11 protein-coding genes are annotated in these 11,985 nt (G+C 59.9%); 7 read left to right on the forward strand and 4 right to left on the reverse strand.

Features of this window, described 5'->3' with window-relative positions; all coding sequences use genetic code 11:
- Positions 1–22: 22 nt before the first annotated feature.
- Both cysS and J8C05_RS03320 read left to right on the forward strand, forming a co-directional pair.
- Entirely contained in the window at positions 23–1,426 is a 1,404-nt protein-coding gene (gene cysS / locus J8C05_RS03315; RefSeq protein ID WP_211422779.1) for a cysteine--tRNA ligase, read from the forward strand.
- A 69-nt stretch (positions 1,427–1,495) separates the two neighbouring features.
- Positions 1,496–1,840, forward strand: a complete 345-nt coding sequence (locus J8C05_RS03320; protein ID WP_148263921.1) for a hypothetical protein — start codon at positions 1,496–1,498, stop codon at positions 1,838–1,840.
- Between the two features lie 120 nt (positions 1,841–1,960).
- Here J8C05_RS03320 and J8C05_RS03325 read toward each other — a convergent pair whose 3' ends face one another.
- Positions 1,961–2,200, reverse strand: a complete 240-nt coding sequence (locus J8C05_RS03325; protein WP_041569061.1) for a hypothetical protein — start codon at positions 2,198–2,200, stop codon at positions 1,961–1,963.
- A 102-nt stretch (positions 2,201–2,302) separates the two neighbouring features.
- Between J8C05_RS03325 and J8C05_RS03330 the strand changes: the two genes are divergently transcribed.
- Both J8C05_RS03330 and J8C05_RS03335 read left to right on the forward strand, forming a co-directional pair.
- Entirely contained in the window at positions 2,303–3,598 is a 1,296-nt protein-coding gene (locus J8C05_RS03330; RefSeq protein WP_211422780.1) for a M16 family metallopeptidase, read from the forward strand.
- Complete coding sequence (locus J8C05_RS03335) at positions 3,598–4,479, forward strand: alpha/beta fold hydrolase (RefSeq protein WP_211422781.1); 882 nt, start codon at positions 3,598–3,600, stop codon at positions 4,477–4,479. The genes J8C05_RS03330 and J8C05_RS03335 overlap by 1 nt, the downstream gene beginning before the upstream one ends.
- Before the next feature lie 120 nt (positions 4,480–4,599).
- On the opposite strand, the gene J8C05_RS03340 is transcribed toward J8C05_RS03335, so the two are convergent.
- Together J8C05_RS03340 and J8C05_RS03345 are read right to left on the reverse strand one after the other, a co-directional pair.
- On the reverse strand, positions 4,600–5,316 hold the full coding sequence (locus J8C05_RS03340; protein ID WP_211422782.1) for a prepilin-type N-terminal cleavage/methylation domain-containing protein: 717 nt from the start codon (positions 5,314–5,316) through the stop codon (positions 4,600–4,602).
- A gap of 185 nt (positions 5,317–5,501) precedes the next feature.
- The gene (locus J8C05_RS03345; protein ID WP_211422783.1) at positions 5,502–6,821 is read right to left on the reverse strand and encodes a PP2C family protein-serine/threonine phosphatase; all 1,320 of its coding nucleotides are present in this window, start codon (positions 6,819–6,821) and stop codon (positions 5,502–5,504) included.
- Between the two features lie 217 nt (positions 6,822–7,038).
- On the opposite strand from J8C05_RS03345, the gene J8C05_RS03350 reads away from it, so the two are divergent.
- Positions 7,039–8,613: a hybrid sensor histidine kinase/response regulator gene (locus J8C05_RS03350; protein ID WP_211422784.1), complete on the forward strand. Its 1,575-nt coding sequence runs from the start codon at positions 7,039–7,041 to the stop codon at positions 8,611–8,613.
- 66 nt (positions 8,614–8,679) lie between these two features.
- On the opposite strand, the gene J8C05_RS03355 is transcribed toward J8C05_RS03350, so the two are convergent.
- Complete coding sequence (locus J8C05_RS03355) at positions 8,680–10,293, reverse strand: phosphoenolpyruvate carboxykinase (protein WP_211422785.1); 1,614 nt, start codon at positions 10,291–10,293, stop codon at positions 8,680–8,682.
- A gap of 267 nt (positions 10,294–10,560) precedes the next feature.
- Between J8C05_RS03355 and J8C05_RS03360 the strand changes: the two genes are divergently transcribed.
- Positions 10,561–11,502, forward strand: coding sequence for a DUF808 domain-containing protein (locus J8C05_RS03360; RefSeq protein WP_211422786.1), 942 nt, complete (start codon positions 10,561–10,563; stop codon positions 11,500–11,502).
- 29 nt (positions 11,503–11,531) lie between these two features.
- Entirely contained in the window at positions 11,532–11,978 is a 447-nt protein-coding gene (locus J8C05_RS03365; protein ID WP_211422787.1) for a DMT family transporter, read from the forward strand.
- Positions 11,979–11,985: the final 7 nt, after the last annotated feature.

Genomic DNA, 11,985 nt, shown 5'->3' on the forward strand with positions numbered 1-11,985 from the left:
GTGTTGGGGGACGACCCAAGCCATGAGCATGCACTTTTTCAACTCACTGACACGCCAACGGGAGCCATTCGTCCCGCTCGAAGGGCGGCGGGTACGGATGTACGCCTGTGGGCCGACGGTCTATAACTTCGCCCACATCGGCAACTTCCGCACGTTCGTCTTCGTGGACATCCTGCGGCGGCATCTGAAATGGCGCGGCTATGAACTGCTCCACGTCATGAACCTGACCGACGTGGACGACAAAATCATCCGCGACGCCCGCGCGGCCGGACTGCCGCTGCGTGAGTTTACGGAGCGGTACGTGGCGCATTTCTGGGAGGATGCCGACGCGCTGGACATCGAGCGGCCGGAAGTCACCCCCCGCGCAACCGATCACATCCCGGAAATGGTGGCGCTTATCGGGCGTCTCATGAAGTGCGGCTGCGCCTATCACAGCGACGGCTCGACCTACTTCCGCATTGCTTCGTTCCCCCGGTACGGCGTGCTGTCAGGCAATAAACTGGCCGGAAACATCGCCGGTGGAAGCGCCCGGGTTGAAGCCGATGAGTACGAGAAAGACGACGTACGGGATTTTGTCCTGTGGAAGCGCACCCAGCCCGATGAACCCACGTGGGATTCGCCGCTGGGGCCCGGCCGTCCCGGCTGGCACATCGAGTGCTCGGCCATGGCAATGAAGTATCTGGGGGAGTCGTTTGACATTCACTGCGGCGGTGTGGACCTCATCTTTCCCCACCACGAGAACGAAATTGCCCAGTCGGAGGGCGCGACCGGGAAGCCCTTTGCCAGGTACTGGCTGCATGCCGAGCACCTGCTGGTGGATGGGCGCAAGATGTCCAAGCGGGAGGGCAACTACTACACGCTGCGTGATCTGCTCGACCGGGGCTACAGCGCGCGTGCGGTGCGGTATGTCCTGGCGGCCGTGCCCTACCGCAAGCCGTTGAACTTTACGCTGGAAGGGGTGGAGGCGGCGGAGCGACGGCTCAAGCGGCTGAATGAAACCGTACGGCGGTTGCGCGAGGTCGTTCCGGCGGCGACCGACCGGATGGATGAGACGGCAACGGCTGTGGCCGGCATTCGCCAGAGCTTCGGCGCGGCCATGGATGACGATCTGAACACGGCGGAGGCCCTGGCGGCCGTGGCGCAGCTCGAAACGGCTGTCAACATCGCGTTGAGTCACGGGGAAATGACCGAGGCCGCGAAGACGGCGGCTTTGGCCGGCTTTGAGGATGTGCAGGCCGTGCTGGGGATTCTCGACCCGGCACAACCGGAGTTACTGCCGGCTGACATTGAAGCCCTGATTGCCGAACGTCTCGCGGCGCGCCGGGCCAAAAACTTTGCCCGTGCGGATGAAATCCGGGCGCAACTCGCCGCCCAGGGCATCATTCTGGAGGATGGAAAAGACGGAACGCGCTGGCGCCGGGCGTGAGAATTTGGGAGTATAAAGCAAAATAAGCATCTTGTAGTTGTGCAAAGCCACTTGGCTGAACCAGTGAAAATGCAAGTCAGGTATTACCGCTACATATCGGATCAATTAGGTGAAGGGCGAATTTTAGTAAAAAACGTTGAGGCCTTTCTTGCCGTCAATCCACAAGCACAGATTAGCACAAACGTGACGGCTCCCTTATTCAGGGTATCACTCAATCAACGCCAAGTAGGACTCAAACCACGTGGTGTTGAACTCGTTGAGTTCGATCCATCCAGTGGCAGTATTATAAGTCGGCTATTTGTTCCAGTCACGACTCCATCTGACTTTGAAAATATCCAGGTCAGTCAGAGTTATCTTATCAATGGCAAAGGCTATGGGGTTCATCGAAAGCGTTACGAAGTCATTGGACGCTAGCATATTTTCTACCCCGTGCTTGGTTGGTAAATGGAAGAATAAGCGAATAGGTACACTTGTCGAAATATCAATCAGGCTGTACTCCACTAACTGACACAGTATTGCTTGTGAAGCCCGATCTTACCACCTGTCTTGAGGGGAAACGAAGTAGAGTCCCTCCGGGGCCGTGCGCACCTCGCGGTCGGCTTCGAGTTCCCGGATGATCTTCCAGAACTTCCTGGGAGCGATGCCAAAACGTTGCTGGATGTATTCATCACCAGCCTGGCTGCGCGTGATGGGAAGAAAGCCATCCTGCCGCAGGGCTTCAAAAACCATGCCCCGGCGTCGCGCGGGGTTGGCCTTGGACGACTGTCGGGACATGCGGGCCACCGCGGCCTTTCGTCAAAACGACTTGCCCTGTCGGGCGCAGAGCGTAGGTTAACAACAGAACAGCGTTGCCGATGCAACCACAAGGGAGCCGCCATGACCACCAACCATGCCAACTCGTTGCTGACGGCCCGTGTACAGCGCCACGTGTTACCCAACGGACTGACGGTGCTGCTCAAGGCCATGCCGGCCAACCCCATCGTTTCCACGATGATTTGGTATCGCGTCGGTTCGCGCAACGAGCCGGCCGGAAAAACCGGGATGTCGCACTTTCTCGAACACATGATGTTCAAGGGGACGCAGCGGCTCGGCAAAGGCGAGATTGATCATCTGACGCTTCTCAACGGCGGGCGCAACAATGCGTTCACCTGGATGGATTTCACGGCCTACTACTTCACCTTTGCATCTGACCGCTGGGAAGTTGCGCTCGACATCGAAGCCGACCGCGCGCACAACGCGACATTCGATCCGGCCGAGTTTGAGGCTGAAAAGCAGGTGGTGCTCGAAGAGCTTCAGATGTGTCTGGACAGCCCGTTTGATGCGCTGGAGATGGAAGTCTGGGCGACGGCTTTCCGGCAGCATCCCTACCATGTGCCGACCATCGGCTGGCGCGAGGATGTCGAACATCTCACGGTGGATGACCTGCGGCGCTACTACGAAAGCTATTACTGCCCGAACAATGCCACGCTGGTTGTTGTCGGAGACATCCACCCGGAGACAGCCCTGCGCCGGATTGAAGATACCTTTGGGGCGCTTCCGGCGCGTCCGTTGCCGCCGCCGCCCCATGCCTCGGAGCCGCCTCAGCGGGGTGAAAAGCGGGTCATCGTCAAAAAGCCGACGCCGCTGCCCCGGCTGACCCTGGGCTACCACGTCCCGGAAGTTGCCCATCCCGATTCGTATGCCCTGCACGTTGCTTCCATGCTGCTGTCTTACGGGCGCACCTCGCGGCTCTATCAGCGTCTGCAGGAACAAGACGAGTCTGTGACGTTCGCCGCGGCGCATTACGCCGAGCACGTGGACCCGTCACTGTTGACCATTGCGGCAGAAGTCAAACCCAACCACACGCCGGAAGAAGTCGAGGCGGCGATTACCGAGGAGGTCGAACGGCTCATCCACGAACCCCCGACCGACCTGGAACTGGCCAAAGCCAAGCGGCAGACTGAGGCGCAGTTCATTCTTGGCAGCGAGGACATCCTCAACCAGGCCATGCTCCTTGGCGAATATGAAACCATTGCCTTTGGAGCGCGGATTCCAGAAGAAGCCCGTGGGTATCACTACCTTGACGCTTACCTGAACCACGTCCGGCAGGTTTCACCGGCTGACATTCAACGCGCGGCGGCGCTGTATCTGCACCGCGACAATCGCACGGTAGGATGGCTGGTCAATCCCTGATGAGCAGTGAGCGGTACTTTGATTGGCAGGGCTGGCGCTGTTTCTATCAGGCGGCCGGTGAGCCGGGAGCGCCACCGGTGGTGCTGATTCACGGGCATGCCACGTCGCACTTCACCTGGCGGCATCAGGTGGTGGCGCTTCAGAGGGATTTTCAGGTCTTTGCGCCGGATTTGCTGGGATTCGGGCGTTCGTCCAAGCCGCGCGACGTGGCGTACAACGTGGAAATCTGGACGGCGCAGATCACGGATTTTATTCAGTCAGTGATTCAGCGTCCGGTTTTGCTGGTGGGGAACTCTCTGGGTGGTCTCATCGCCGCGCACATTGCTGACCGCCACCCGGCGCTGGTTTCAAAGCTGGTGCTCATTGCTTCAGCCGGGGCGTCAAGCTACTGGCAAAGCTCGCTGGTCAACTTTCCGTTTCTGCTGATGCGGACGCCCGTCATCGGACGGACGCTGTTTGACACCCTGGTGCAACAACGGTTTGTCGAGTGGAACATCCGCCATCGGCTCTATGCCAACCCGGCGGCCGTGACCCCGGAGGTCATCGCCCACTACCAGGAATGTTTCTTTGCGCCGGACAACCGCGAAATCGTTTTTGAAGTCACCAAGCAGTTCTACGACTTTGTGATGGACGACGCCATGGCCCGGCGGATTGCCCACCCGACCCTGTTGCTGTGGGGTGAACGGGATACCTTCGTGCCCCCCCTTCGTGGGCGACAACTTGTACGGGTGATGCCGTGCGCCCGGCTGGAGGTCCTGCCGCAGGCGTCACACTGCCCGCACGAAGACCAGCCGGAGCAGGTCAATGCCCTTTTGCAGGCCTTTCATCGGGAAGCCGACCCGGCGGCCTCCGGTGGTGGAAACCCCTCACGCCGAGCCTGACCGGGACGGTTTCCGTCGTCACCCCAAAGTGTTCTGAGATGAGACGCCATGAAAAACGGGCGACCGGAGAGGATCGCCCGTCAGGAACCGTGGCTGGCGCGACGCAGCTACGCGACGCAGCTAAATGCCACGAATCTGGGACGGCGGCTGGGTCAGCAATGTCATGATTTGAACCGTACGGAACGCACTTCCAGTCGTCCGGGTGTAGGGATACCGAACCTGTACGACAACCCGCCGGACTGTATCACCAGTGCCCTCCGGTGGACAGTTGCCTGGGGCTGCAAGGTCGTAATCGTTGTCATACTCCCGGTCAAAGCAAATCGGGAGCGGCGGTCCCGTCGGGTTGCCCAGATTCGGTACGGTCGCGTCAGACGTGCGCACCAGCACCCGCATCGTGAATGACTGATAGCGGGGATCAATCCCACTCGCCACTTCATCCGCATCGCCCGTGGCCCGGATCATGTCACTGCCGGGGCTGATATACACAGGCTGAAAGGTATCAGGAAAAAGACCATTGACTTCCGCACGGTTGCTCAGCCGGATGAAGGTGTTCCGATTGCGGTTTGCTGGGTCTGGAATCCCCCCGATGGCATTCATCTCGCGCATCATGACAATCTGGTTGAGTGTTTCTTCCGCGAGGTTGCGCGCCAGAAGCAGCTTGTTGGCGTTGAGCGAACTTGTCAGCGCAATGGACATAAACGCCAGCGCCCCAAACATCCCGACAAACAGAATCATCAGCGCCAGGATGAGTTCAATGAGTGTCACCCCGGACTGCTGTGCCCGCTGAAGCCGAATCCGTCGCACGGTGCGTGTGACGTGTCCCGTTGTCATCATCATTGGACGACCTCCGCTGAAACGACAATTTCACCTGTCCTCAAAGCAAGGCAAGTCCGATGCCAGTTCCCTGAATATCACTAAATGCTTTGTTTGTATGGTTTAGCTTTCAGATGAGGCATTGATGGGGCGCAGGCGCCTGAAAAAGTGTTACTGAAGGTGACACTTCTGAGGACGCTGGACCGGTTTCAGCCACCTTCCGGTGGGGCTGGCAGGGCTTTGATGACGACCACGGTCAGATCATCCCCCAGTGGGGCCGGGCTGGCAAAGGTCCGCGCGGCATCATAGATGGCGCGGGCCAGTTCCTGGGCCGGCGCTTCCCGCTGGCGCTGGACGGTCTCAAGCAATCTGGCCAGTCCGAATTCCTCCCCGTCCTGTCCGGCTTCGGTCAGGCCGTCCGTGTAGAGAACGATGATGTCGCCCGGCTGCAGGATGCAGTAGCACTCGATGTACTTCCGATCCTCGAACAGCCCCAGCACCGTGTTGCCACAGGAAAGTTCCTCGTACGTGCCATCGGCGTGGATAAGCAGCGCCGGATTGTGGCCGGCATCTCCATAGCTGAACCGCCGGCTCGCCGGATCGAGCACTCCGTAAATCGCCGTGACGTACTGGGAGCTGTCGAGGCTTTCCCAGAGCAGATAGTTGACCTTGCGCAAAATGACCCGGATGGAGAAGTCGTTGCGTACCTGAGCGCGCAGGCAGGCCCGGAACGTGGCCATGATGAGCGCCGCCGGAACACCTTTGCCGGAGACATCGGCAATGGCAATGCCAAGTTGGTGATTCGGAAACGGGATGAAGTCGTAATAGTCCCCGCCCACGGCTTCGTTGGGAACGGTCAGCCCGGCAATGTCAAAACCTTCCACGGTTGGCGCGCGGTCCGGCAGCAGGCTGCGTTGCACCTGGCGTGCAATGGTCAGTTCGCTTTCCAGACGGCGTTTTTCCAACCGTTCCTGGTGCAGAATGGCTTTCTCGATGGAAATGGCTGCGGCCGAGGCAAACAGGGTCAGCACTTCCAGGTCGGCGGCCTTGTAGGCATCCAGGGTGCGGCTTTCAAGATTGAGCGCGCCGATGATGCGGTTGTTGGCAATGATGGGGACGACAATTTCCGACATCGTCAGCGGGTCGGAACTGATGTAGCGCTGATCGTTGCGGACATCGGGAATGACAATCGCCCCACCCGACTGCACCACCCACCCGACAAAGCCTTCCCCAAGGCGCAGCAGGCGTTCCATGGAAGCCTCATCGTAGCCACGATAGACCGTGGCCCGGATGCGGCGGTCGCGGCCGTTGGTTTCCAGAACGTAAATGGCGGCGGCATCGTAGGGTACGAACGACTTGACCGAATCAATGATGAGTGACAGGGTTTCGTCCAGGTCGAGCGACCGGCTGATCGTGCGGGTGATGTCCAGCAGTAGCCGGAATTTGGTCTCGAAAGACAGGGCTTCCGGCGAAGTTGCCGAGGCCGTCGCCGAAGGCGCCGGGTCTGAATCCGTGGAGAGTGCAGGCATAAACGAGTCCTTCCGCTGCCATGACCTTATCGCTTTCGGCGTCGCTGTGCCATATTTTCACGGTGCCAGCGCCTTCCTGACGCCCACGCCGGGCATCCCGGCGCTGCCGTCCACCCGCCTTGGGAGAGTTTCCGGCAGGAAAACAGGTTGCCGACTTGAAAGACTGGTTTTGTAGCTTGAGAATCATTCTGGAACTGTTTTGCAACGGTTCTGTCTTATGTCCGGCTTCAAGGGTAACTGTACGATGCGCATCCTGCTCGTCGAAGATGATGTGGATTATGCCGCTGTGGTGCAGGGCTATCTCCGGCGCATCACGGCGGAAGTCACGGTCCGGCATGTCACCTCACTGGCAGCCGCCACTGCCCTGGCCGTGGCGGAGCACTTCGATGTCGGCGTGCTTGACCTCAACCTGCCGGACTCCCAGGGAACAGCCACAGTCACGGCGCTGGCGACCGCCGCCCCGCATCTGCCACTCGTCGTCCTGACCGGCGAAATAGCCAGCGACACCGACCTGCAGGCCCTTGAAGCCGGGGCGCAGGAATACCTTGCCAAAAACGAGCTGGGCGTGGTTCCGCTCCGGCGCGCCATTCGCTATGCGCGGGAACGGCATCGGCTGACCCGAGCACTGGCGCAGGCCAACCAGCTCAACCGCCTTGTACTCGACCACATGCCGACCAACATCAAGCTCCTTGATGCGGAAGGCCGCGTGCAGTTCATCAATCCGGCCGGGCTGGCCGCCCTGGGTCTGAGCGACCCCAGTGCCGTCCTGGGATACCCATGGTTGCAGCTTTGGGCCCCGTCAGCCGAACCAGCCATCCGTGCGCTGCTGGAGCAGGCCCGTGCCGGGCAGCCTTCCACCACGGAAGCCTTTTTGGCGCGTGCCGGCGCTGCGCAGCATTGTGCGCCGCGCTGGTGGCATATCACGGTGCTACCACTGCCGCCGAACAATGCCTCATCTGCCCGTTATCTGGTTGTGACCCAGGATTTCACTGCGCGCCACTTCCACGAAAAACACCTCCACCATGCGCAGCAGACGGCGCTGCTCAAGCACATTGCGGCCGGGGTTGCCCATAACTTCAACAACCTGCTCACCGTCGTTCAGGGCTACAGTGAAATGATGCTGCGTACCCTGCCGGAAGAAGACGCGCGGCAGCGCCGCCGGGCCACGGACATTCGCCAGGCTGCCATTCGGGGCAGGCAACTTGTCGAGCACTTGCTGGCCTACAGTCATTTTGCCGAGCTGTCACCCAGGATCATTGACCTCAATGCGTTTCTGGAGCAGGAAGTAAAACTTTTGGAAAGTACGCTCAACCCCCTTGCGAGCCTTGGTTTTGAGCCATCGCCGGAGCCGCTTCAGGTGTATGCCGATCCGTGGTTGCTGTCCTCGACCCTGCTGACCTTTGTGCTCAATGCCAATGAGGCCATGCCGGAGGGTGGAACCGTGACGCTATCCGTCAGCCGGGTGACTTTGGATGCCACGTTTCTGAACCAACCGGCCGCGGACCGGCTGGTGGGTGATGTCGAAGCCGTGTTGTCCACCGGTTCGCCAGTGCCGTTGGTCAGAATCTCGGTCCGGGATACCGGCCCCGGCATGGATGCTGCAACCCTGGCCAACATCTTCACGCCGTTTTTCACGACGAAACCGGTGGACAAGGGAACCGGGTTGGGGTTGGCAACCGCTGCTGCGCAGGTGGAACGGATGGGTGGATTCATTGGCGTGACATCGCAACCCGGCGCCGGGGCGCAGTTTGATGTGTACCTGCCTCTCTCTTCAGCCCAACCGGTGCCTTGAATGCCCATCTTGTGGGCAACCCCATCGCTGGCGGTTGCTCACAAGGGCCCAGGGAAAAGAACAATCTCAGGGACGTGGCGCGGCAGCGCGGATAGCCGGTTCGACCATACTTTCAAACTTGGCAAAGTTTTTGACGAACATCTCGGCCAGCCGCTTTTCCTGGGCATCGAACGCCGCCTTGTCTTCCCATGTGTTGCGGGGATTGAGGATGCTGCCGGGAACACCGGGACAGGTCACCGGAACCTCGAAGCCGAAGACCGGGTTTTTGATGTATTCGACCTGATCGAGATGGCCATCCAGCGCCGCGTGCAGGATGGCGCGGGTGTAGGGCAAGCTCATCCGCTGTCCGATGCCATAGGGGCCGCCCGTCCAGCCGGTATTCATCAGCCAGATGTTGACCTTGTGCCGGGCAATTTTTTCACCCAGCATCCGGGCATAGACACTTGGGTGCAGCGGCAGAAACGGCGCGCCAAAGCAGGCGCTGAACGTGGCGACCGGCTCAGTGACACCCATTTCCGTGCCGGCGACCTTGGCGGTGTAGCCCGAAATGTAGTGGTACATCGCCTGTTCCGGCGTCAGGCGGGCAATCGGCGGCAGAATGCCAAAGGCGTCACAGGTCAGCATGACAATATGACGCGGAATGCCGCCCAGACCATCGCGCGTCATGTTGGCAATCTGCGTGACCGGATAAGCACCGCGCGTATTTTCGGTGATGCTGGCATCATCGAGGTCGAGAATGCGCGAATGCTCGTCGAGAACGACATTTTCCAGAACCGTCCCGAAATGCCGGGTGGCGGCGAAGATTTCCGGCTCGCCCACCGGTGAAAGGCGGATCATCTTGGCGTAGCAGCCGCCTTCGATGTTGAACACCCCGTTGTCACTCCAGCCGTGTTCGTCGTCCCCGATGAGGGTCCTGGATGAATCGGCCGAGAGCGTGGTTTTGCCGGTGCCGGAAAGTCCAAAGAAGATGGCAGTATCGTCTTTGCTCTTGCCGTAGTTGGCCGAGCAGTGCATCGAAAGCACACCCCGCTGCGGCAGGACATAGTTCATCAGGGTGAAGATGGACTTTTTGATTTCTCCGGCGTAGTGCGTCCCGCCGATAAGCACCAGCTTGCGGGCAAAATCCAGAACGACAAACGTTGGAGATTTTGTCCCGTCAATCTCAGGGATGGCGAGAAAGCTGGGGACGTGAATGACCGTAAATTCCGGGACATGCTGCGCCAGCTTCTGCGCGTCATATTCACGCAGAAACAGTGTCCGCGCAAAAAGGGCGTGCCAGGCCGTTTCGGTCACAACCCGGATCGGCACGCGGTAACGCGGATCAGCACCGGCATAACAATCCTGCACAAACACATCCCGGTTTTGCAGGTAGGCCGATACCCGCAGGTAGAGTGCGTCAAACACGGACTGCGGAATCGCCGCGTTGTTTTCCCACCAGACACGTGATTCCGATTCCTCATTGCGGACAATGTACTTGTCCTTGGCTGAGCGTCCCGTGTGCCGTCCGGTGCGCACGACGAGCGCCCCATCGTGGGCGAGCAGCCCTTCGCCGCGCTTGATGGCTTCTTCGTAAAGCACCTCCGTCGCCGAATTCCAGTAGATGGCCTTCTGGTTGGTCAGCCCGTGATGCTCCAACCCATAGTGACTCTTACCACGCCCAATGATTTCGACCGTATTCATACTTGACTCCAGGGCCAGGGCAAAACCGGCCAGGAAAAGAAAAAACCAGCCCGGGGACACTGCTGGATGCTTGCGTGCTAACGCTAACACACTCACTTTTTGAGGTGAAAGTCCCTCATCTGGCGTGAGTCAGGGGGAAGTCACCCGCTTTACTGCACGGGCTTTCGCATGGTTTTTCCCCAGCGTGCTATCGTTACGGAAAACCGTCCGAAACTGCCGCCGCGGTCGGCTGCCTTCGTCTGCGAGCGATTCGAGGTTCTGGGAACCATGCCTGGTGGAAGTCTGCTGCTTTTGCTCGATGATATTGCATCCACTCTTGACGACATTTCGGTGATGACCAAGGTCGCAGCCAAGAAAACGGCAGGCGTCGTGGGTGACGACCTGGCGCTCAATGCCCAGCAACTGACGGGGGTGCGTACCGACCGTGAGTTGTCCGTGGTGTGGGCGGTGGCCAAAGGCTCTGCCATCAACAAGGTGATCCTTGTTCCCAGCGCCCTCGCCATCAGCGCCTTCCTGCCGTGGCTGGTCATTCCGCTGCTGATGATTGGCGGCGCTTTCCTGTGTTTTGAAGGCGTCGAAAAACTGGTCCACAAATTGCTGCACCCGGAAGAAAACCATGACGCAGCCGAAACCACGGCGCACGATGGTGCATCTGCTAATGCCACATCAGGCAACGAACGGGAAAAGATCAGGGGTGCGGTCCGAACGGATTTCATCCTGTCCGCCGAGATCATCGTGATTGCGCTGGGGGCGGTGGCGGCAAAGCCGTTTCCCACCCAGCTTGGTGTGCTGACGGCCGTGGCCGTGCTCATGACGATTGGCGTCTATGGCCTGGTGGCCGGGATTGTCAAGCTGGACGATGTGGGGCTTTATCTCAGCCGGCGTCCGGCTGCGCCGCTACGGTTGGTGGGGCGCGGACTCGTGGGCTTGGCCCCCTATCTGATGAAGTTTCTTTCGATTGCCGGGACGGCCGCGATGTTTCTGGTCGGTGGTGGCATTCTGGTTCACGGTGTGCCGGTGGTTCACCACTGGGTCGAGGAACTGGAACACCTGGTGGCAGACATCCCGACGGTTGGGCAGACCCTGACCTGGTTTGTCGGCCCGGTGGGGGATGGCATATTTGGCGTCCTCGTCGGCGCCGCTGTTCTGCTGCTGGTTTTGGTGTTCAAACAACTCGCCGGCCGGTTCCGTATGCGTCCCGCTTCCTGAAGGCTTCCCTGAAAAGAGGAAACACCAGCATGAAACTTGGATGGGTGACGGTTGTGCTGCTGACCGGCATGATGTTGCCGGTGCAGGCGGCCGTAAATGCCAAGCTCCGTACTTTCGTCGTCAATCCCATTTACAGCGCGCTCATCAGCTTTGGGGTCGGAACGAGCCTGCTCATCGTGCTGGCTTCCGTCATGGCCTGGGCAGGCTGGGCCGGGCATCTGCGGGGTGCGGTCTCCGCTCCGTGGTGGACCTGGGTGGGAGGGGCGCTGGGCGCGGTCTTCGTCACCATGGCCATTCTGGCTGTGCCGCGTATCGGCGCGGCCGGCTACTCGGTAGCCATTATCACAGGGCAATTCATCGGGGCGCTGATCCTTGACCACTACGGCTGGTTGGGACTGCCAGAGCACCCGCTGACGTGGTCCCGCCTGCTTGGTGCCGTCTTGTTGCTGGTGGCTGTGTGGCTCATCCAGCGTTAGCCGGCGC

The sequence above is a fragment of the Chloracidobacterium sp. N genome (assembly GCF_018304765.1).
Lineage (GTDB): Bacteria > Acidobacteriota > Blastocatellia > Chloracidobacteriales > Chloracidobacteriaceae > Chloracidobacterium > Chloracidobacterium aggregatum.